The sequence below is a fragment of the Acinetobacter sp. NIPH 298 genome, from assembly GCF_000369505.1.
Classification (GTDB): domain Bacteria; phylum Pseudomonadota; class Gammaproteobacteria; order Pseudomonadales; family Moraxellaceae; genus Acinetobacter.
This window is the reverse complement of record NZ_KB850055.1, coordinates 327,693-350,229: the sequence shown is the minus strand read 5'-3', so window position 1 is coordinate 350,229 and position 22,537 is coordinate 327,693. Positions and strand designations below refer to the sequence as shown.

Sequence of the window (22,537 nt, the reverse complement as noted above, 5' to 3'; positions counted from 1 at the left end):
GTTTAGATTATAGTATCTGATCATTAGACTTCTCAAAGATTTATTCAAGGATGAAAGAATCTATGCGTACTTACCTTTTATGGATATTTTTGAGCTTTGCGTTGATTATACAAGGTTGTGCTTATCACTCACCGCCCCCCATTCACGCGCATCAGAAAACAGTCGAGTTAAAGCAGCGTTATTATCAGGCCAAAACCATCAGCTCGGATGGAACAGTGTTGGCTTTTACTGTCTATCAGCCGCATTTAAAAGTTGGACAAACAGCACCTTTACTCATACATACCCATGGCTTTGGTTTATCTCGGATGAAGCGTCCTGAACTGAGTTTATATGGCTTTCTATTGCCTACTGGACAAGTCGCCAAAACTGCATGGAAACAAGGCTATTGGGTGATTAGTTATGACCAGCGAGGACATGGTAATAGTCAAGGTAAAATCCGTCTGGCTGATCCAGATAAAGAAGCACAGGATGTGATTAGCATCATGAACTGGGCTGAAAAGCATCTGCCTCAATTGGCAGAAAACCAAAACGGCGTTCGTGCTGGCATGATCGGTGAGTCTTATGCAGGTGGCGTACAGTATCTCGCATCGGCATTGGACCCACGCTTACAAGCGATTGTTCCGATAACCACTTGGTATGATCTCATAAATAGTCTTGCGCCAAATGGTGTTCCTAAAAGCAACTGGATTGGGTTCTTAAATTTAATCGGTGATTGGTGGAATTGGAATAAATTTGACCCCGAACTTAAACAAGCCTATCGAGAAACACAACAAGGGCAACTCAATGCCTCATCTTATGATTTTCTAAAAACACATCAAGCACGCTGGTTTTGTGAACATGACCAAGCACCTCAAGCAGACGCACTGATTATTCAGGGGTTTAGAGATATATTATTCCCGTTCAATGAAGGCGTAAAAGCCGCTGAATGTATCAAACAGGCGCGGCACAAAGTCCATTTAATCGGGGTACAAGGCGGACATCTGCAACCATTGGCACAACAGTCGCCATCAGGTCAAACACCTTTTTGGTATATCGGAAAATCTGTGCGTTGTAGCGACAAACAAGAGCATAACTTGCAAGATACGATCTTAATGTGGTTCGATCAGAAGTTAAAAGATAAAACGCCAAAAATGCAACTACCTGAATTATGCGTAGATCATAGCCCTGTCACACATCTCACTGATTTAAACCCAACCACCTCCTACACACTAAATAGAACATGGATCGCAGCAACCACAACCCAAGCTGTATTTGTCCCGATTCATGTGGCACAGCAAGTTACGCATATCACTGGTGCACCTCGCTTAAGCTTAAATGTCGAAGCAAAAACTGAATCAAGTGACCCCGTGTTATTTATCTCTGTGGCAATAAAGTCAAAAGAAACGGGGAAATATGTTGTTTTAAATGAACAAACCGCCCCTTTTAATCAAGGCAGAAAACAAATTTATGATCAGATTACCTTAGACTTAGCAGATCGCAATAAATCACTACAAAGCATTGAGCTACCGAGTATAAATGGGGAGCTGAAACAGGGTGATACCTTGGGCTTGCTGATCAATAGTGAAAGTATTTATTATCAAAAATTTCAACAAGCTAAAATTGAAGCTTGGGTTTCAGGACAAATTATTTTACCCAAACTATGGATAGATGCTCATTAGAGATTTTATTTGAAATTGAAGATCGAGAGTGACATCTACCACTCTCGATTAACAATTAATTCTTCCATTTCAATATCGAAATAACCCGCTTCTTGCACGATCATCATCATCGCTTCAGCAATATAATCTGCCGCAGCATCATCTAAAGATGAATCCAGCTCTTCGAACTGCGGTTTCATTTCATTAATTTCGATGATAGTCAGATTCGCAAAACGATAAATCTCAGTTTCAGATAAGCCAGAACGACTGACTTTTTTTGCGAACTGATGAATATGTTGTTTGACTTCAGCAACCAGAATATCAGGATAATATTCATCATCAAACATGGAGAGGAGTAAATTTTCAAACATAAAAAATAATATGCCAATAAAACGCCATGCTTATACCACAATCCAACAAAAATCACGATATTTAGGCATAAAAAAAGCGGTTTTTCCGACCGCTCTAGATCAATTTACCTTATTCGAATTCAACCTCTCCCATTGTAGGGATAAGGAAAAATATTGCTAAAGCTAATTGATACATTTAAGCCACTGTTTGTACAGAAAATTGCTCAGCATATTTTGAAAGTTGTTCAAAGGTAATAGATGCGCCACCACATACGATCACCAGTACATCCTCTGTTGGTGCAAAGCTAATTTTTTTATCATACAGAATGGATAATGTTGCGCCACAAGCTGGCTCAACCAATGTTCGATGATCATCTAAAAATTTCAGACATGCAGTTACCGCGTCTTGATCCGAAACAGTCATAGCTTGAACATTTTCACTTTGCGAAATTAAAAAGGCATTTTCACAGACTTGTTTTGCTGCAAGTGTTGTTGCAATCCCCGTCACTTCATCTAGCTTTATATGCTTGCCCATCTTCATTGCGGTATTCAAAGAAGCTGTTCCATCCGTTTCAATCGCATAAATTGGAATATCTAGATGATTCCGTTTTAAACCTTGATGAATTCCAGAGATTAAACTACCTCCTCCTACTGATAAAATGACAGCATTAGGATAGATGCCGTCTGCAACGACTTCATCAATAATCGTTGCAACACCATCCCATAAATATTGACCGTCGAAGGGATGAATATAAACGGCCTCATCATTCACCAATGAAAGTGCCAGTTCATTGGCCTCCACCCAAGACTCACCTTGGACAATCACCTCGGCTTCTTGTTGCAGCATTAAATCAATCGCTTTCTGCGAAGTCGTTTTAGGCACAATAACAGTGACAGGAATATTAAGTACTTTTCCCATATAAGCGACTGAAATACCTGCATTGCCACCAGAAGAGCTAATGAATTTCTTTGCCCCTTGTTCTACGTATTTTAGACAGGCATTGCCGATACCTCTTTGCTTAAAAGAACCTGTAGGCTGAGCAGACTCCATTTTCAACCAGACATTACAGTTATTGAGTTCGCTTAATTCACTTGATCTAATTAATGGTGTTTTCATCGTGATTGTTATTCCATCATGCTATAAATAAGTACCATTCATGGTCGGTTAACTCATCGTTACCGACCACTTTTATAACATGAATATTCAATCTTTTTTAGCGCTTAAACTTTTGGCAATTTTAGCAAGTTCGACAAACTCCTCTCGCATTTGATACGGATCAGGTTGAGCAGACTGCTGTGCCAGTTGAATAATTTGATCCCATCCGACTGTACCATTGTATTGCCCACCTTTGAGTTGTTGAGCATAAGAGGCAACAGCGACCGCAAAACGAGTATCACTATGCGCTTGGGCAAGCGGTTTACTGCCCATTTTCACGGCTTGATTCAATAAAATGCTCTTGTCTTGATTCGGTAGCTTATAGCGTAAATTCACAAAAGCGTATTCTGATTTTTTAGCGGCATCGGGCTTTGTTTGTGCTTGATAGCGTGAGTCATTTAACCAGCCCTGCTGACCCACGGGAATAATTTCATAAAATGCGGTCACACGATGCCCTGCACCGATATCCCCCGCATCTACTTTATCATTATTAAAATCTTCTTGTTTCAACATGCGATTTTCATAACCAACCAGACGATACTCTTTGACCGTTGCAGGATTAAACTCGACCTGAATTTTTACATCTTGCGCAACCGTTGCAAGTGTCGATGAAAGCTGATGCTGTACTACTTTTTTGGCCTCATTTTTATTGTCGATATAGCTATAATTGCCATCTCCTGCATCAGCCAATTGTTCCATTAACTGTTCGTTATAATTTCCAGTACCAAAACCCAGCGTTGTTAAAGAAATACCACTTTTGCGCTTTTCAGCCACCATGCCTTTTAAAGTACTAAAATCGGTGATCCCAACATTAAAGTCGCCATCTGTTGCCAATAAAATACGGTTAATGCCATTTTTCACAAATGCCGTCTCAGCTTGCTGATATGCCAGTTGGATCGCTCGCTCACCTGCGGTAGCACCATCTGCTTTTAATGCATTAATGACACTTAAAATCTTATCTTTTTGATCACCTGAAGTCGGTTTAAGCACCAGTTTTTCACCACTGGCGTAGGTAATAATCGTGACTTTATCTTGTGGTCGTAATTGTTCAGTCAACAAGCGTAATGTTTGCTTCACCAATGGCAACTTATCTGGCGCACTCATACTCCCCGATACATCTACAAGGAAAACTAAATTTGCAGGTGGTAATTGCTTGACCGATAAGTCATTGGCTTGAATTCCGATTTTGATGAGTTTGGCATTTTGTTTCCATGGTGAATCTACGGTTTCAGTGGTCACAGAAAATGGATGCACGCCTACTGGTTGTGGATATTGATAATCAAAATAATTCAGCATTTCCTCTACGCGCACAGCATCTACAGGTGGTAAGCGTCCGTTATTTAAAAAACGGCGAGTATTACTATAACTACCTGTATCGACATCAATACTAAAGGTGGAAATAGGTTGCTGGCTCACACGAACAACAGGGTTGACTTCATTTTTCTGATACTGCTCTGTATCCTGTTCTAGGCGCTGCTGTTCCGATATGGGGATAGGCATAACAGCCTGTGCAAAACTTGGTGCTTGCACCCGTTCATATACTCCCACCCCGATCATACGTTGCTGAGAACTCGACATCGGTTGGCAAGCTGCGATCATACAACCGAGCAAGGAAAGTGAAAATATTTTTGTGCCTTGATACATTTTATAATCCCCAAGTTTTATTTTGTCTTTTCAAATGAATAGCGGTATTCAAATTGTTGTATGCAAAAATAAAGATTTATCGTCTTTAAATGTATCCCTAGTTTCACCCTTTCTCTGTAACAATTATGCTAAACGCATAGCATTCCAAACTTTTAAAGCATCACTTGTTGCTTTCACGTCGTGTGCTCGCACAATGCTTGCCCCTTGTTGAATACTGAGTAAATGCCCCGTCACACTACCGACCGCTCTCTCTTGGGCAACAACGCCATTTAATGCTTCACCAATAAAACGCTTTCGTGACAAGCCTGATAAAATTGGATAGCCCATTTGAGTCAGTTTCCAAAACGTATTAAGCAGTTGGAAATTTTGTTGTGCATTTTTGGCAAAACCAAACCCCGGATCAAGAATTATATGTTCAGGTCTAATCCCAGCAGCAAGCGCTTGATCTAATCGTTGTTGTATTTCATTTATCACATCTTCAGTAACATCGTCATACTGATCAAGTTGATTCATATTGGTTGGTTCACCACGCATATGCATCAATACCACTGGAATGTTGAGCTCAGCAGCCGTTGCTAAGGCTTGCGGACGAGTTAATGCACGGACATCATTCCAAATATGTGCACCTGCTTGAATGGCTGCGCGAATGACTTCAGGTTGACTGGTATCAATCGAGATGATCACATCATATTCTGATAGCGCTTCAACGACAGGAATCACACGGCTGATTTCTTCTTCTATAGCAACTGGTGATGCATTCGGACGAGTAGACTCACCACCTATATCAATAATAGTTGCACCATCCTCAATCATTTGCAGCGCATGTTTGATGGCTTGATCTCGGTGATGATGCTGCCCACCATCGCTAAATGAATCTGGTGTGACATTGAGGATTCCCATGATGTGAGGCTGAGATAAATCCAATGTAAAACGACCACACTGTAACTGCTGCTGTGGTAATGGCATCAACTTCATCAAAACACTCCTCACTTTAATCACATTATATTAACAAGAACAATGTTTAATGTTTGATGATTTATTTTCAGCTTAGGTCAAAACCAAGACAAAAAAAGAGCGACCTAAGTCGCTCTTTCATTTTCAAATCTTTTAACCCATTGCTGGCAATGGTGGTGGTGTAGATGGACCATCTTTAGGCGGTTCAAAATCAGCCACTGGATTTTCAGCCACATATACTTTTGGTGGTTGTGGATCACGACCTTCCATGATGTCACGGATTTGATCGCGATCAATGGTTTCCCAATCCATCAATGCTTTTACCATTGCATGTGCAATATCTTGATTACTTTCTAAGATATCACGAGCAACCTTGTACTGCTGATCGAGAATACGGCGTACCTCTTCATCCACCTTTTGTTGTGTGGCTTCAGAAATAGTACGACTACCGACATTACCGAAGAATCCACTTTGGTTCTCATCTTCATACACCATTACACCAAGTGCATCAGACATTCCATACTTGGTCACCATTGCACGTGCCATTTTCGTTGCACGCTCAAAGTCATTTGATGCGCCAGTAGACATTTGGTTAATGAATACTTCTTCGGCTATACGACCACCAAATAAAATGGAAAGTTCATTCAGCATCTTGTCTTTATAGTGACTGGTTTGGTCTTGTTCAGGAAGCTGCCAAGTAACACCTAGCGCCCAACCACGCGGCATGATTGTAACCTTATGCACTGGATCTGTGCCCGGTAAGATTTCAGCTACAATCGCATGTCCTGCTTCATGATAAGCCGTAGCACGACGTTCTTCTTCGCGAAGCACCATCGATTTACGTTCAGGCCCCATATAGATCTTGTCTTTAGCATCTTCAAAGTCATGCATATCTACCGTATTTTTATTACGGCGAGCAGCAAACAATGCAGCCTCATTGACTAAGTTTGCGAGCTGTGCACCTGAGAATCCTGGTGTACCACGTGCAAGGATTTTAAGATCCACACCTGTCACAGAAGGAAGTTTCTTCAAGTGTACGTTGAGGATTTGCTCACGACCACGAATGTCAGGCAAACCGACCATCACTTGACGGTCAAAACGTCCCGGACGAAGAAGTGCTTTATCGAGAACATCAGCACGGTTGGTAGCAGCAATAACGATAACGCCTTCGTTGCCCTCAAAACCGTCCATCTCGACTAACATTTGGTTGAGTGTTTGCTCACGTTCATCATGACCACCACCAGTACCTGAACCACGATGACGACCAACGGCATCAATCTCATCAATAAAGATGATACATGGTGCATTTCGTTTTGCTTGTTCAAACATATCACGAACACGCGATGCACCCACACCAACGAACATTTCGACGAAATCAGAACCTGAAATACTAAAGAATGGAACTTTGGCTTCACCAGCAATTGCTTTTGCTAATAGGGTTTTACCTGTACCAGGAGGACCAACCATTAACACGCCACGTGGAATTGTTGCTCCAAGACGTTTAAATTTGGATGGGTCTTTTAAGAAATCAACGATTTCAACCACTTCTTGTTTTGCTTCATCACAACCAGCAACATCAACAAAAGTGATCTTGATCTGATCTTCAGATAGCATTTTGGCTTTTGACTTACCAAAACTCATTGGGCCGTTCTTACCACCGGCACCGCCCCCCATGTTGCGCATAAAGAACATGAACAACAAAATAATGAGCAATATTGGGAAACTTGCGATGAGAAGTTGCATCAAAATGCCTTGGCGTTGTGGCGCGATGCCCTCAACCACGACATTTTGTTTGTTTAAGCTTGGTAGCAACTGAGTGTCTTCTACTTGTGGACGAACGGTCTCAAATGGAGAACTATCAGTTTTTTCACCACTGATATTTAAACCATCAATGGTGACTTGTTTAATTTGTCCAGCATTCACCGCTGCAACGAAATCAGAGTATTTCATCGCCGCAGGTTTATTTCGGTCACTGACGTTGCTAAAAATCAAAATCAGAACACCGAGTATGACGAGCCACAATACGGCATTCTTGAAGTAATCGCTCAAGGCTTTATTCCCATATCAATCTAATTTGATCATACCTAATCTTGGCTGACCTTCACAAAAACAGCAATGAATTTGCGTTGCAAAAAACTTAAAAGGTACAAAATGCACAATTTTTAACAACTTGGCAAGTATACTTTTTATTTCAAGGCCTTTTTACGACCTTGTCCAATCAAAAAAACCTCTTTTGATCGAGCACGCGACGCCGCTGGTTTAGCTGTTTTTAACACATCAAAACTATCGACCACCTGTTTTCTAAACTCATCAAATCCAGTACCTTGGAACACTTTAACCAAAAACTGGCCATTCGGTCCTAATACCTTCTGAGCAAAGTCCAAAGCCAATTCACATAAATAAATTTGACGTGGTTGATCAACAGCCTTATTACCTGATGTATTGGGGGCCATATCTGAAATTACAATATCTACTTGACGCCCATTTAAAATATTTAACAATTTTTCGAAGACTTCTTCTTCGCGGAAATCACCTTGTAAGAAGGTCACATCGGGCAATGCATCCATTGCTAAAATATCCGAAGCAACAACCAAACCGTTCGCGCCGACTAATTTACCCGCAATTTGCGACCAACTACCCGGTGCTGCACCTAAATCAACCACCGTCATACCCGGCTTGATCATTTTATATTTTTCTTGGATCTCAAGTAGCTTATATGCTGCACGTGCACGATAACCTTCCTTTTGCGCTTTTTTTACAAAAGGGTCATCTAAATGCTCTCTCATCCATACACGACTGCTTTTCGACAATTTTTGATTGGTAATGCGTGTCGCCATAACTCTCTAAATTTCAAAAAACCTCTGATTGATCATTGTACGTGAAAATTCAGCTTATTACAGTATCGAAGCCATTCAATGCGACGATCTTTTGCAGTTTTTTGATCATCATCACGGCTCATTTCAGCAGTTTTCCATACATTTGCCGCAAGTGCTTGCATCCTGAATCTATCTTAGAATCGGGATGCAAGCTATACTAGGTCGTTTTTCAAATCAGGTATTTTCAATGGCAGCTTTATCTATCCATGAACGTAAACGTTTACGTCAAATCGGTCATGCACTTAATCCAGTTGTCATGATTGGTGGTCAAGGGCTTACAGAAAGTGTAATTGAAGAAGCGCATCGTGCGTTAAATGATCATGAATTGATTAAAGTAAAGATTGCAGGTGAAGATCGCGAAGCGCGTGCAGCTGTGGTTGATGCAATTGTTGAAGCTACTGGTGCTGAAGCAGTACAAAAGATCGGTAAAATCGTTTTGCTCTACAAAAAAGCGGCAAAACAAAATCAACACTTATCTAACCTCGTTCGTTTTGCTCACCTAAGTCAGTAATCGCAATGGCAAGTTATGATCTTTCTGCTTTTGATCGTTTTCACAGTATTACTGTGGTGGGAGCGATTGAGCAGCAAACCCCAGCAACCTTAAATGTTGCTTTCTGGGTGAGTGATCCAAATCAGTTTTTGATTTATCCAGAAAAAGTCGCGGCACATCCACGGCAGGACTTTTTGTGGGAACACACTTGTTTTGAACTTTTTGTGGGTGTGAAAGACCAAGATTTCTATCGTGAAATCAACCTATCCCCTTCGCAAGCTTGGCAAGTGTACCAATTTGAAGAATACCGCTTTCCTGAAGATATGCCGCCGGTTGCAGCATACGACATCGAGCTAAATCATTTACAACGCACTCATTATGGTTTGAATGTCAGCTTAGATTTATCCAAATTTATGCAACAACATCAATTAAAATGGTCTGACTTATATTTAGGCTTAACAGCAGTAATGAACACCACTCAAGGCGTTCAGTATTTTGCGATGCAGCATAGTAGTCCCCAAGCAGACTTCCATAATAAACGCGATTGGTTACATCAGTTTTGATTTTAAAACAAAAAAGCGAGAAATAAATTTCTCGCTTTTTTTCATTCTAACTTAGTGCTTAATTTGCACGTACTTTGTTCCAAGCTTCAACCGCTTGACCTTTAGTACGCTTAAAGCTATCCACTAAAGTATCTTTATGTTTCACTGAAATTTGACTAATGTCATCTTTAAGCTCTTTGCTTACTTTGGTTAAATCTTCGATTAAAGTATTTAACTCAGTTTTCAATGCATTTTTGAGCTCAACCAAGTTACCTTGAGACGAGTTCAATTGAGTCTTGATCACATCAATACGCTGTAAGATATCTTGCTTGATTTGCGTAAGTTGAGTTTGAATATTTTGATTCAACTCTTTTGCTTCAGTTTCAATTTTTGCTTGAGTATCGGCTAAAGCTTCTTTAACCTGCTCTTGAGTCTCTGCAATCACTTCTTTTGCTTGCTCTTGAGTCTCAGCAATCACTTCTTTTGCTTTTGCTGTTTTTTCTGCAACAACTTCTTTCGCCTTAGCCGTTTTCTCAGCTACAACTTCTTTCGCTTTTGCAGTTTTTTCAACAACAACGTCTTTCACTTCTTCAGCTGCTGCTGTAGTTTGATTCTCAGCCATTATGATTCCCCTCTATACTGATTGTTGATTTTTTGGCTAAAGATAAGATAAAACGCTTTTGTCTAAAACCACCAATAAATTGTTAGACAATTTGCATAATATCTCACGATGTCGATCTAAAAATGACGGATTTTGCAATAGACACCAATCCACGCCTACACAGTTAAAGAAATCCAGCATTTCCTGCTTTTAATAAATAAAACTCATAGACTTCTGGCACACTCATGCGTATAATACGCTGTTAAGTTATAAGCGAGCAGACCAGAAGGAGGCCATGTTTTTTTAAAGACAGCCTGCCTTTTTTTATGTCTTCTCGCTTTTTTACAGCCTTATTTTTGTGGTTTTAGTTCAGGAGCTTTGGTTTGAGCATCCCCGCCATTTTAGCCCTCGCTGATGGAACGGTCTTTAAAGGAACGTCTATCGGTGCATCGGGAAATACGACTGGTGAAGTCGTTTTTAATACCGCCATGACTGGCTATCAAGAAATTTTGACTGATCCAAGTTACGCACAACAAATTGTGACGCTGACTTATCCTCATATCGGAAATACAGGCTGTAATAGCGAAGACGTTGAATCAGGTCGTATCCATAAAGTATGGGCGAATGGTTTGATTATTCGTGATCTTCCTTTATTACACAGCAATTTCCGTGCTGAACAATCTCTAAGTGAGTATTTACAACAACACAATGTTGTTGCGATTGCTGATATTGATACACGCAAACTGACACGTATTTTACGTGACAAAGGTGCACAAAATGGTTGCATCCTTGCTGGCGAAAATATTACAGAAGAAGAAGCAATTGCCAAAGCACGTGCATTTGGCGGCTTGACTGGTTTAGACCTTGCTAAAGAATGCTGTGATCCAGAAGGTTTTGAATGGACTGAAGGCTCTTGGGTTTTAAATCAAGGCTTTACTCAACCTGAAATGAAGTTTCATGTTGTGGCATACGATTATGGTGTCAAAACCAACATCTTACGTATGCTTGCGGACCGTGGTTGCAAACTGACGGTTGTTCCTGCGCAAACCCCTGCTGAGCAAGTGCTCGCGTTAAATCCAGATGGCGTGTTCTTATCAAATGGTCCTGGTGATCCAGCAGCATGTGATTATGCGATTGCAGCAGTAAAAACCATTGTTGAAACAACAAACTTACCTGTGTTCGGTATTTGTTTAGGTCATCAAATTTTAGCACTCGCTTCTGGCGCAAAAACCATGAAAATGAATCATGGTCATCATGGTGCCAACCACCCTGTACAAAATCTTGACCCTCTCAGTAAACATCACGGTACAGTGATGATTACCTCTCAAAACCACGGCTTTGCTGTTGATGAAAGTACCTTACCAACAAACTTAAAAGTGACTCATCGCTCACTGTTTGACGGTACAAACCAAGGTATTCATCGTACTGACAAACCAGCATTCAGCTTTCAAGGTCACCCTGAAGCGAGTCCTGGCCCACATGACTGTGCTCCATTATTCGATCATTTTATTGAATTAATTGAAGCATCTAAACAGTAATCAAGAGCGAGTAAATTATGCCTAAACGTACGGATATTAAAAGCATCTTAATTATTGGTGCAGGTCCAATTGTCATTGGTCAAGCATGTGAGTTTGACTACTCTGGTGCACAAGCATGTAAAGCCCTTCGTGAAGAAGGTTTCCGCGTTATTTTGGTCAACTCGAATCCAGCGACCATCATGACCGACCCTTCAATGGCAGATGCAACGTATATTGAGCCAATCACTTGGCAAACTGTTGCACAAATCATTGAAAAAGAACGCCCTGATGCAGTCCTCCCGACAATGGGTGGTCAAACAGCATTAAACTGTGCGCTTGCACTGGATGAACATGGCGTTCTAGAAAAATATAATGTTGAACTCATCGGTGCATCAAAAGAAGCAATTGAAAAAGCTGAAGACCGCAAACTTTTTGACATCGCAATGCGTAAAATCGGATTGGAATGTCCTCGTGCTGATGTTGCTGAAAGCATGGAACATGCACTGGAAATTCAATCACGTTTCGGCTTCCCAGTGATCATTCGTCCATCATTTACAATGGGTGGCTCTGGCGGCGGTATTGCATATAACAAAGAAGAATTTATTGAAATCTGTGAACGTGGTTTCGATCTTTCTCCGACCAAACAATTATTGATCGATGAATCTTTAATTGGTTGGAAAGAATACGAAATGGAAGTTGTTCGTGACAAAAACGACAACTGTATTATCGTATGTGCGATCGAAAACTTTGACCCAATGGGCGTACACACTGGTGACTCAATTACCGTTGCTCCTGCTCAAACACTAACAGATAAAGAATATCAAATCATGCGTAATGCATCGGTTGCTGTTCTTCGTGAAATCGGTGTAGAAACGGGTGGTTCAAACGTTCAATTTGGTATTAATCCAGTCGATGGTCGTATGGTCGTGATCGAGATGAACCCGCGTGTTTCTCGTTCATCTGCATTGGCTTCGAAAGCAACAGGTTTCCCTATTGCGAAGATTGCTGCAAAACTAGCAGTCGGTTATACGCTTGATGAATTGAAAAATGACATCACTGGTGGTATCACCCCTGCAAGCTTTGAACCAGCAATTGACTATGTCGTTACCAAAATTCCTCGTTTTAACTTCGAAAAATTCCCACAAGCTGAGCCTGTATTAACAACTCAGATGAAATCTGTGGGCGAAGTCATGGCGATTGGTCGTAACTTCCAAGAATCTGTACAAAAAGCACTTCGTGGTCTTGAAGTGGGCGTAAGCGGCTTTGATGAAAAAATCGAAGTCGGTGCTGCCAATGCAAAAGACGTTATTCTAAAAGAACTTAAAGTTCCAGGCCCTGAGCGAATTTGGTACGTTGCTGATGCATTCCGTCATGGTTTCTCACTTGATGATGTATTTGAAGCGACTAAGATCGACCGTTGGTTCTTGATCCAAATCGAAGATATCGTTAAAGCTGAAGCCCAAGTAAAAACTTTAGGTTTTGGTGACTTGAACGCTGACAATATCCGTTCATTCAAACGCAAAGGTTTATCAGACCTTCGTATTGCGGACTTGATGGGTATTTCACAAAAGCAATTCCGTAAACAACGTTGGAACTTGGGTGTATATCCAGTTTACAAACGTGTTGATACTTGTGCTGCTGAGTTTGAATCTGACACAGCTTACATGTACTCAACTTATGATGAAGAATGTGAAGCCAATCCATCAAATCGTGACAAGATCATGGTGATTGGTGGCGGTCCGAACCGTATTGGTCAAGGTATCGAGTTTGACTATTGCTGTGTACATGCTGCTCTTGCAATGCGTGAAGATGGTTATGAAACAATTATGGTCAACTGTAACCCTGAAACGGTTTCGACTGACTATGACACATCTGACCGTTTATACTTCGAGCCAGTAACACTTGAAGATGTACTCGAAATCGTTCGTATAGAGAAGCCTAAAGGCGTGATCGTACAGTACGGCGGTCAGACACCATTAAAATTGGCACGTGCTTTAGAAGAAGCAGGTACACCAATTATTGGTACGTCACCAGATGCGATTGACCGTGCAGAAGACCGCGAACGTTTCCAGCAAATGATTCAACGTTTACAGCTTCGTCAACCAAACAACAGTATTGTTAAATCGGCTGAAGAAGGTATTTCTGAAGCGGCTAAAGTCGGCTATCCATTGGTCGTTCGCCCATCTTATGTATTGGGTGGTCGTGCAATGGAAATCGTCTATAACGAAGATGAACTTAAACGCTACCTTCGTGAAGCAGTTCAAGCGTCGAATGAAGCCCCTGTCCTCCTTGACCGTTTCCTAGATGATGCAACTGAAGTTGACGTTGATTGTGTATCTGACGGTAAAGACGTTGTAATTGGCGGCATCATGCAGCATATCGAACAAGCAGGTATTCACTCAGGTGACTCTGCATGTTCAATTCCGCCGTACTCGCTTTCACCAGAAGTTCAGGATGAAATGCGTCGTCAAACTGTTGCAATGGCAAAAGAACTTGGCGTAATCGGTTTAATGAACGTCCAGTTTGCGGTTAAAGGCAATGACATTTATATCCTTGAAGTGAACCCACGTGCATCACGTACAGTTCCATTCGTTTCTAAATGTATTGGTGAATCGTTAGCGAAAGTGGCTGCACGCTGTATGGCAGGTCAATCACTTGAATCACAAGGTTTCACTAAAGAAATTATTCCAACACACTTTGCTGTGAAAGAAGCTGTATTCCCATTCGCTAAGTTCCAAGGCGTTGATCCAATGCTTGGTCCTGAGATGAAGTCTACTGGTGAAGTGATGGGTGTTGGTCAAACTTTTGGTGAAGCATTCTATAAAGCGGTACTTGGTTCAAATGAACGTTTACCGGGCTTACCAACTGAAGGCGAAGTGAAACATGCTTTCTTATCTGTTCGTGAATCAGACAAGAAATATATTGCCAATATCGCTAAACAGTTAATCGCTTATGGTTTCAAACTCATTGCAACCAATGGTACTTACCAAGTCCTTAAAGAGGCTGGATTAGCGTGTGAAGCGGTCAATAAAGTAACTGAAGGCCGCCCTCATATTGTTGATCGCTTGAAAAATGGTGAAATTCATCTTATTGTCAACACAACTGAAGGCAAACAAGCTCAATATGATTCTGCCATGATTCGCCGTGCAGCCCTACAAGGCAAGGTGTATTACACCACGACGATCAATGGTGCAGAAGCTGTTTGCCAAGCATTTGCTGTGAAATTGCCAATGGATGTATACCGCTTGCAAGATTTACAAACTGTAGGTTAATTATTTACCGATAAGTCCCGCCACCTTATTGGTGGCGGGCTTTTTCTTTTTTTAATCCTGTATTTTCCCAACCCATTTAGAGGGGACTAGAATGCAACGTTATCCGATGACTCCCGAAGGCAAAGTTGCCTTAGAGAAAGAATTACAAAAGTTAAAAATGGTTGATCGACCACGTATCATTCAAGCGATTGCGGAAGCTCGTGAACATGGTGACTTAAAAGAAAATGCTGAATATCATGCTGCGCGTGAACAGCAAGGTTTTTGTGAAGGCCGTATTCAGGATATCGAAGGTAAACTCGGTGCAGTACAAGAAATTGATGTCAAAACACTCGAACAAAATGGTCGTGTGGTATTTGGTGTAACGGTAACCATTGAAAACCTTGATACCGAAGAACGTAAGACTTATAAAATCGTCGGTGATGATGAAGCAGATTTTAAAATTAATAAAATCTCAGTGAACTCACCTATTGCCCGTGGTCTACTTGGTAAAAGCGAAGGCGATGAAGCCAAAATCCAAACACCACAAGGTGAAGTTGAATACGAAATCGTGAGTGTGGAATATCTTTAATATTTCATATTAACTTAACCCCTCTTTAGAGGGGTTTTTATTCAGCAAGATTTATAATGCTTTTGGAGTCTACATGGACACTACACTAATCAATACGCCGTTAAAACATTGGTGTGAGTTCGAGTTTATTTCCAAGACGGTTAAAAACCCAAATATTCATATCAAAGGGAACTACTCTTATTACTCCGCCTATTGGGATCAAGGTTTTGAACGTTGTGTGGTACGTTATTTACACGACAAACCATCAACACAAGAAAAGCCTATTGATCAGCTTTATATCGGTAATTTCGTCTGCTTTGGTGCAGAGTGCGTGATTATGATGGGTGGTAACCAATTACATCGCCCCGATTGGATCTCGACTTTCCCGTTTGATACCCGTAGCTTTCTACCTGCTGGCGATACCATTATTGCAGATGGCTGCTGGATTGGCAGTCGTGCCATGATTATGCAAGGGGTTAAACTCGGTGAAGGTGCTGTGGTGGCGACGGGAGCTGTGGTAACGCAAGATGTGCCCGCTTATGCGATTATCGGTGGTGTACCTGCAAAAGTAATTAAATATCGATTTCCTCCAGAGCAGATAGAAAAGCTATTGGCCTTGAAGCTTTATACCTTAGATGAAAAGAAAATCTTAAAAATACGCGACCTGTTACAAACAAACGATATTGATCAATTGGCCGATTATCTTAAAGAAAATTGATCAATTATCACCCTAAGCCATTGATATACAATCACTCTAATTTTTGAAAGAATTTTCATTTATTTTCAACTGTATCATTACTTCACGATAAGCGCATAAACAACAACTATCCCTATAAAAATACTAGGTTTTATTTTATAAATAACAGGTTTAATATAGAAACTATAAAGCATATTTTAAACAAAATTTTATAAGCTAATTCAATAGAACATCGTAAATACAAGGAGTAATAAACATGACCTATCAAAACATTTTAGTCGCTATCGATGACTCAGAAACTGCAAGCAATGTCATTCGGGAAGCTGCTCAACTGGCCAAAGCATTAGACAGCCAAATTACAGTCGTTGGCGTCGTGACACTAGATCCATATTTAGCCGATACCTACCTCCGTTTTGGTCAAAGCAATGAATTGATTGAACGCGTTAAAGGCTATGTGCAAGACAATCTGACGAAAGCTGAAGAGAAATTTGAAGCGTTAGGCGTTACAGTGAGCACCCGAATATTGGAAGGTCTTTCTGTTCACCAAGAAATTATTGGTGCTGCACAAAATCTAGGCACAGACCTTATTATTATGGGTTCACACGGACGGACAGGTTTTAAACAATTTGTTTTGGGCAGTGTTGCTCAAAAAGTTTTAGCCGAAAGCCATATTCCAGTGCTCATCATCCGTTAAATCTATAAAGCACCAACACCCTGCTTTTCTTCCACATTTAACTGAATAAAAGTAACAACGGTTCAGCCAATAAAAAAGCATGGTAATTATATTTACCATGCTTTTTTACACTGATAGACCAACAAACTTAATTCATCGGGATCGGTTTTGCTTTATCTAAAACATCTTTTGGTAGCTCGGTCGTCGAAACAATTGTTAATGATTGAGCATCGACGTTTATATCGCCTTTATTCAAGGCATTTAGCACAATATTTGTCTCTTTGGTACTCAAGCTATACATCGCACCTGTTGCAGGATCAACGATTAATAAGCCAATCAAACCGCCAAGTAGAATATTCCCCACATACCAGCCATTTACATGAGAGGAAACATTAATTGTTTTTTTCTCATATCCTTCTTTTTCAAATACAACCGTATAACGCTCAGGAACAAAGAAGCCCGCACTGCGCTTTAGGTTAACCGTAACCGGTGCTTGACCCACATGTACCTTTTTTCCAGCTTTATTAAAAATTGTAATATCGCTAAGTTCTGGTGTACTTTCAAAGGTCATGGTTTGAGTTCTGCCAGACATGATACTTGCACAGCCCGATAAACTAAGCGCAACAACCCCAAAAGCAATAGATAATTTTTTCATCTCGATACCAAAAAAATACGTAATATTATGTATGCCGATTGTATTTAAAACGTAATTTAGATTCAATATATTGGTGGTGTTTTAGCTTTATTTTTTATCAAATAGTCCAACCATAAACCTTCAAATTCACTTTGCCATTCAGCAAATATACCCCCTCCTGCTCCAACAAGCTTTGTTGAATATTTTCACCTTTATCGTTTATTCGTAACACACTGATTTTCCCTTGCGCGTTAATGACTCTATGCCAAGGAATCTTGCTGTCTTTATCTAAATGCTTTAAAACGTAACCCACGAATCGCGCATGTTTAGGCAGACCCGCCAATTTTGCAATTTGCCCATAACTTGCAACTTTGCCATTGGGAATCAGTGCAATAACTTCTAAAATCTGTCGATGTAATTCATGCTCATTCAACGTGAAAAAACCTCAAAAAATTGCTATTATGAGTCAAAAATCACACAACAATACTCGCGATCTATATAAAACCTAACTCCGCAAGAGAATCAAATTATGTCATATAAAAAAATTACAACGTTCATCCTTTTGAGTTTTATTTGTGTTGCGTGCAGTACACCAGAGAAAAAATATATAGCATTAGAATCATATCCTTCAAAAGTTCTAAAAGAAGAAGACCATACTTTACCTGTCGTCTATGTAAGTTTCGTCTATACAACCAATACTCCTAAAGCAAAAGAGTTTGATAATAAAAATCAAATGCTGAGAGAAATCAGTATATTAAATCAATACTTTGTAGATGAAAACAATCAAAAAATATTTAGATTTAAACCGTATCGATATTATTCATATCAAAATTTTAGCCAACGTAAATGTGATCTTGCCTATCAGCTAAACCAACCTAGATCTCTAGTAACAGAAAACATCCCTGATGCTGTAAAACGCTGTTTTCCACACCGAAAAGAAAAAGAAGTTCTTTTCATTATTTATGATTCATATAACGAAAAATTTAAATATAGGGATGTGACAAGCTGGGGATTTCGTAATGGAGGACAACCTTTTATTTTAATTGACTGGCAAAGATTAAATTATCGAATTCAAGCGGCCACTCCTCATGAAATGGGGCATGCTTTTGGTTTAAGACATGTTTGTGCACCAGGTGCCAAGCTAAAAGATTCTACAAATATCATGACCAGTGCTGACTGTAAACTTGGTAGCGGTGGACAGCGTAATATTGGATTTAATCGTGAGCAAGTCTCGACAATTTTGGAGTATTACCAAAGGGCAAAGTAGTTTTCTACTTAGTAAGGCTTTGTTGCACAAAGGTTTGAAAGGCAATACTACCCTAATTGAGCTAAATTCAAGTGACAACTTGGGTATGAGGTCGACCTAATTCTGTGAATTTATTCAAAACTGCTACACGCGCATGAATCTCATTCACCTGACTAGGAAAACTCCTTGCCGTTAATTTATCGCCTAATAATTTGATGCAATGCATTTTGGTTTCCACTAAACTTCGACGATGATAACCAGACCATTTTTTCCAAAGTGACCGACCTAGCCGTTTGACTGTTTTTAATAATTCATTCCTCTCTAAAGATCTCAATTTCTTATCTTTCCAAAGCTTTGCATTCTTCCTAGGTGGAATGACTGCATGAGCATCTCGATCTAAAATGACTTGTCGGCAGTGCTTTGTGTCATAAGCACCATCTGTATAGACTGAATCAATTCGTTCATCCAACGGAATTTGATCAAGCAAATCACCAAGCACCTGTGAATCACTCACATTGTTTGTTGTGAGCTGAACTGCTCTTATTTGAAGGGTCTTAGCATCTATACCAATATGAAGTTTGCGCCATTGGCGACGATATTCAGGCTGATGTTTCTTACGCTTCCATTCGCCTTCACCTAAAAATTTTAACCCTGTAGAGTCGACGAGTAGGTGTAACCCATCACGACTTTTCTGATAGCTTATCGCAATATCAATATGCTTTTGTCGTCTACAGAGGGTGGAGTAATCTGGTGCTGTCCAATTCAAACCACAGAGTTTAATCAGGCTTTGAGCAAAGCCTGTGACCATACGTAAAGAAAGACGGAATAGAGATTTGATCATTAAACAGCATTGAATCGCTGTATCGGAATAAGTTTGATTTCGTCCATGCTTGCCTTGTGGCTGTGCATACCATTGGGTCTTGGGATCAAACCAAATTGAAATATTTCCTCGCTTGATTAAAGCTTGGTTATACGAGGACCAATTGGTGGTACGGTAGATTTTAGGGACAGGCTTCTTCATCTGCTAATTATATTGCTGAAGAAACCTTCAAGAATAGCTTTGTGCAACAAAGCCGATTTAAACTACTCCTCCCTATATAAATAATCTATTTTTTATACGCTATATTAATAACTTAGCGTAGCAATTTAATATTAAAAATTTTCAGGGTCCTCCAAACGTCTAACTTCTTCTCGTTTATTTGGATGATGCATGGTTGCAACTCCATCCTCAGTCTTTTGATCTAATAAAACTTCTGGATTATAAATTGTAATAATTTCTTTACCTGCCGAATCCTCACCAATAATGTATTTAAAACCACGTCGATTCATCTTATTACACATGCGTTGATAAAAGCCTTTTAAACCCTTAGTTTCCGTATTCGAATTATAATAAAAAGCATTCATTACTGCTGGCAAGCCTAAGCCACACACCACACCAGACAGCAATACGCTAATAAAAGTATAACCAATTAAAATACTACTATAGGCGCTAAGTGCAGGGATATTTGCAACAGCAAGAATCAATGCTAGCGAAATACCTCCTCTCACACCACCCCAAGATAAAATCGCTAGACTCCCGTTATAACTCTTTTTACGAAACGAAGGAAACAAAGCAAATGCAGAAAAATTCGCGACGAATCTAGATAAATGCAAGATAAGGAAAGCAATAACGCCTCCAATAATCAAACCTGCATTTAAGTCTAAAATAAATAACTCTAAGCCAATTAAGGTAAAAAGGAATGAGTTAATGATCCCTTCGACGGTATGCCAAAAGTGATTCACCTCACGTATTTCGCGCTGCTCACGAATTTCATGCCATTTGTTCCCAACAATCAAACCGCCAATAACACATGCAATAGGCGCCGAGGCATGAGCAAATAAAGCAACGAGATACGAACCGCTTGCAAGTAAAGCCGTGGTTAAAATCAATGATTCCATTTCATGCTTGCCACGTAACAAACGCAAGATACCCAACCCAAATGCAAAACCAATAATCACAGCAACAATAATTTCATATAACAAGGTTTCAACTGTTGCGATTAATGAAAAATGTTCACCCTGTATAACATTGAGCAACGTCATAAATAAGGCAATACACATTGCATCATTAAACAACGACTCGCCTTCTAGCTTAACCATTAGATGATGTGGTGCACGAATCGAGCTCAACACCCCTTTAACACCAATGGGATCAGTTGCACCCAAGGCTGCGCCAAGGAGTAATAAAACAATAAATGGGACATGATAGCCAATCAGCCATTGAAATAAATATAATAGCCCAGCATAAAAACCAGCACAGAGTACCAATGCAATCGTGGCTAAAATACTGATTGGCTTCCAATAATTCCTTAAGTCTGAGATCTTAAATTTCAAAGCGGACGAAGTTAAGATAAAACAAATTACACCGTTAATTAAAAAATCGTAAAAGTCGATATTTCTTACAGCAGCTTCAATATTATGAATATTAATAGTAATAAACTGATTACCACTCAATAAACTTGCACCCCACTGCAATATAAAAACAAAAATTGCAGAAACGATAGGCACACCTATGGCTTGTGGGAAACCCAATATACGTTTATTAAAAATAGTCGTTGCTATGGATAATGCAAAAATCACCGTTAATGCTTGTAAAAGAATATAATTACCCATACAACCTCTTTATTGTTCTCAACTCAACACACTACATTTCATCTAAATTTTAAAAATATCATTCGCTAGACTCAAAAAACCAATAGAAACCCTCTGTACAAATAAGAAACAAATGAAAAATATCAGCTACTTAGCCAAAGGTATTGCATTGATTAATATCACCTGATTTCAAACCTTGCTGAAACCAATGCATACGCTGCTCGCTGCTACCATGGGTAAAACTATCTGGTACGACCTGCCCTGTAGCACGTCGCTGTAAATAGTCATCACCTATCTTTTTGGCAGCATCCATCGCTTCTTCAATATCCCCTTGCTCTAGAAACTGAGTGCGTTGATGATTTTGGTGCGCCCAAATCCCAGCAAAACAATCTGCTTGCAACTCCAAACGAACTGAAAGTTGATTGCCTTGAGTTTGACTCGCTTGAGCACGTGCTTGCTGCACTTGACTCGAAATACCCAATAAATTTTGAATATGATGTCCAACCTCATGAGCAATTACGTAAGCTTGAGCGAAATCACCCGCTTGATCTTGACGAGAAAGCTCTGTTTGATTTTGCTCTCCCGAAATGCCCATTTGCTGCCGCATATCTTTAAAGAAAGAGGTATCAATATAAACCTTCTGATCAGCAGGACAGTAAAATGGCCCCATAGCCGCTTGTGCCGAACCACAACCAGAACGAACCACGCCACTAAATAAAACTAACTTGGGTGGTTTATAAGTCATTCCTATTTGCTGAAAAATAGGTGTCCACGTATCCTCTGTATCAGCCAAAATGGTTCCAACAAAATCGCTTGCTTCTTTTTGATCAGCGGTTAAGTTTTGAGGCACACTCCCATCTTGGGTAGATTGAGCACTTGTCACTGCTTGGGTTGCCTGATAAGCCTGCTGCGGATCAACACCAAAAAACTTCCAAGCGACAAAAGCAACCACTAAACCTATAATACTAATACCACCAGCTTTTGCTCCGCCACCACCACGACGATCTTCAACATTGCTACTCACTCGACGACCTTTCCAACGCATAAACACCTCACACGCTTACAATGAT

At 40.1% G+C, this 22,537-nt stretch carries 22 protein-coding genes; 9 read left to right on the top strand and 13 right to left on the bottom strand.

Annotated features, from left to right (window positions below):
• Positions 1 to 62 precede the first annotated feature (62 nt).
• Positions 63 to 1,658, top strand: coding sequence for a CocE/NonD family hydrolase (locus F903_RS06565; protein WP_005195619.1), 1,596 nt, complete (start codon positions 63 to 65; stop codon positions 1,656 to 1,658).
• 35 nt (positions 1,659 to 1,693) lie between these two features.
• Here the strand turns inward: F903_RS06565 and F903_RS06560 are convergent, their stop codons facing one another.
• From F903_RS06560 to F903_RS16920, 7 genes are all read right to left on the bottom strand, one after another.
• Positions 1,694 to 2,008 (bottom strand): DUF5713 family protein, encoded by a 315-nt coding sequence (locus F903_RS06560; protein ID WP_005195618.1) that lies wholly within the window; start codon positions 2,006 to 2,008, stop codon positions 1,694 to 1,696.
• Between the two features lie 175 nt (positions 2,009 to 2,183).
• Positions 2,184 to 3,104 carry a pyridoxal-phosphate dependent enzyme gene (locus tag F903_RS06555; RefSeq protein WP_005195617.1) on the bottom strand — a complete coding sequence of 307 codons (921 nt, stop codon included), beginning with the start codon at positions 3,102 to 3,104 and terminating at the stop codon, positions 2,184 to 2,186.
• An 87-nt stretch (positions 3,105 to 3,191) separates the two neighbouring features.
• Positions 3,192 to 4,787: a vWA domain-containing protein gene (locus F903_RS06550; protein ID WP_005195616.1), complete on the bottom strand. Its 1,596-nt coding sequence runs from the start codon at positions 4,785 to 4,787 to the stop codon at positions 3,192 to 3,194.
• 123 nt (positions 4,788 to 4,910) lie between these two features.
• Entirely contained in the window at positions 4,911 to 5,762 is an 852-nt protein-coding gene (gene folP, locus F903_RS06545; RefSeq protein ID WP_005195614.1) for a dihydropteroate synthase, read from the bottom strand.
• Between the two features lie 132 nt (positions 5,763 to 5,894).
• Positions 5,895 to 7,790, bottom strand: coding sequence for an ATP-dependent zinc metalloprotease FtsH (gene ftsH, locus F903_RS06540; RefSeq protein ID WP_005195612.1), 1,896 nt, complete (start codon positions 7,788 to 7,790; stop codon positions 5,895 to 5,897).
• A gap of 137 nt (positions 7,791 to 7,927) precedes the next feature.
• Positions 7,928 to 8,578: a 23S rRNA (uridine(2552)-2'-O)-methyltransferase RlmE gene (rlmE, locus tag F903_RS06535; RefSeq protein ID WP_004669142.1), complete on the bottom strand. Its 651-nt coding sequence runs from the start codon at positions 8,576 to 8,578 to the stop codon at positions 7,928 to 7,930.
• Between the two features lie 32 nt (positions 8,579 to 8,610).
• Positions 8,611 to 8,739: a hypothetical protein gene (locus tag F903_RS16920; RefSeq protein ID WP_265596653.1), complete on the bottom strand. Its 129-nt coding sequence runs from the start codon at positions 8,737 to 8,739 to the stop codon at positions 8,611 to 8,613.
• 65 nt (positions 8,740 to 8,804) lie between these two features.
• Here F903_RS16920 and yhbY point away from each other — a divergent pair, with 65 nt between their 5' ends.
• Together yhbY and F903_RS06525 are read left to right on the top strand one after the other, a co-directional pair.
• A complete protein-coding gene (yhbY, locus tag F903_RS06530; RefSeq protein WP_004669144.1) occupies positions 8,805 to 9,128 on the top strand; it encodes a ribosome assembly RNA-binding protein YhbY in 324 nt (107 codons plus the stop codon).
• Positions 9,129 to 9,133: 5 nt separating this feature from the next.
• Positions 9,134 to 9,670, top strand: coding sequence for a DOMON-like domain-containing protein (locus F903_RS06525; RefSeq protein WP_004669145.1), 537 nt, complete (start codon positions 9,134 to 9,136; stop codon positions 9,668 to 9,670).
• A gap of 58 nt (positions 9,671 to 9,728) precedes the next feature.
• On the opposite strand, the gene F903_RS06520 is transcribed toward F903_RS06525, so the two are convergent.
• Positions 9,729 to 10,271 carry a hypothetical protein gene (locus F903_RS06520; RefSeq protein ID WP_004669149.1) on the bottom strand — a complete coding sequence of 181 codons (543 nt, stop codon included), beginning with the start codon at positions 10,269 to 10,271 and terminating at the stop codon, positions 9,729 to 9,731.
• A 362-nt stretch (positions 10,272 to 10,633) separates the two neighbouring features.
• Between F903_RS06520 and carA the strand changes: the two genes are divergently transcribed.
• The 5 genes from carA to F903_RS06495 all read left to right on the top strand — a co-directional run bounded on the left by carA (position 10,634) and on the right by F903_RS06495 (position 16,977).
• The gene (gene carA, locus F903_RS06515; protein WP_005195608.1) at positions 10,634 to 11,788 is read left to right on the top strand and encodes a glutamine-hydrolyzing carbamoyl-phosphate synthase small subunit; all 1,155 of its coding nucleotides are present in this window, start codon (positions 10,634 to 10,636) and stop codon (positions 11,786 to 11,788) included.
• A 17-nt stretch (positions 11,789 to 11,805) separates the two neighbouring features.
• On the top strand, positions 11,806 to 15,039 hold the full coding sequence (carB, locus tag F903_RS06510) for a carbamoyl-phosphate synthase large subunit (RefSeq protein WP_005195606.1): 3,234 nt from the start codon (positions 11,806 to 11,808) through the stop codon (positions 15,037 to 15,039).
• 91 nt (positions 15,040 to 15,130) lie between these two features.
• Positions 15,131 to 15,607, top strand: a complete 477-nt coding sequence (greA, locus tag F903_RS06505) for a transcription elongation factor GreA (RefSeq protein ID WP_004669155.1) — start codon at positions 15,131 to 15,133, stop codon at positions 15,605 to 15,607.
• Positions 15,608 to 15,680: 73 nt separating this feature from the next.
• Complete coding sequence (locus tag F903_RS06500; RefSeq protein ID WP_005195596.1) at positions 15,681 to 16,304, top strand: CatB-related O-acetyltransferase; 624 nt, start codon at positions 15,681 to 15,683, stop codon at positions 16,302 to 16,304.
• 235 nt (positions 16,305 to 16,539) lie between these two features.
• Complete coding sequence (locus tag F903_RS06495; RefSeq protein WP_004669163.1) at positions 16,540 to 16,977, top strand: universal stress protein; 438 nt, start codon at positions 16,540 to 16,542, stop codon at positions 16,975 to 16,977.
• 127 nt (positions 16,978 to 17,104) lie between these two features.
• Here the strand turns inward: F903_RS06495 and F903_RS06490 are convergent, their stop codons facing one another.
• Positions 17,105 to 17,611 carry a hypothetical protein gene (locus tag F903_RS06490; RefSeq protein ID WP_005195594.1) on the bottom strand — a complete coding sequence of 169 codons (507 nt, stop codon included), beginning with the start codon at positions 17,609 to 17,611 and terminating at the stop codon, positions 17,105 to 17,107.
• Positions 17,612 to 17,708: 97 nt separating this feature from the next.
• Entirely contained in the window at positions 17,709 to 18,023 is a 315-nt protein-coding gene (locus F903_RS06485; RefSeq protein WP_004669167.1) for an MGMT family protein, read from the bottom strand.
• 96 nt (positions 18,024 to 18,119) lie between these two features.
• Between F903_RS06485 and F903_RS06480 the strand changes: the two genes are divergently transcribed.
• A complete protein-coding gene (locus F903_RS06480; RefSeq protein ID WP_004669169.1) occupies positions 18,120 to 18,857 on the top strand; it encodes a hypothetical protein in 738 nt (245 codons plus the stop codon).
• Between the two features lie 67 nt (positions 18,858 to 18,924).
• Here the strand turns inward: F903_RS06480 and F903_RS06475 are convergent, their stop codons facing one another.
• The 3 genes from F903_RS06475 to F903_RS06465 form a co-directional block, all read right to left on the bottom strand.
• Positions 18,925 to 19,857, bottom strand: a complete 933-nt coding sequence (locus tag F903_RS06475; RefSeq protein WP_004670248.1) for an IS5 family transposase — start codon at positions 19,855 to 19,857, stop codon at positions 18,925 to 18,927.
• Between the two features lie 131 nt (positions 19,858 to 19,988).
• Positions 19,989 to 21,488 (bottom strand): cation:proton antiporter, encoded by a 1,500-nt coding sequence (locus tag F903_RS06470; RefSeq protein ID WP_005195583.1) that lies wholly within the window; start codon positions 21,486 to 21,488, stop codon positions 19,989 to 19,991.
• Positions 21,489 to 21,618: 130 nt separating this feature from the next.
• Positions 21,619 to 22,512 (bottom strand): KPN_02809 family neutral zinc metallopeptidase, encoded by an 894-nt coding sequence (locus F903_RS06465; RefSeq protein ID WP_005195581.1) that lies wholly within the window; start codon positions 22,510 to 22,512, stop codon positions 21,619 to 21,621.
• Positions 22,513 to 22,537 lie beyond the last annotated feature (25 nt).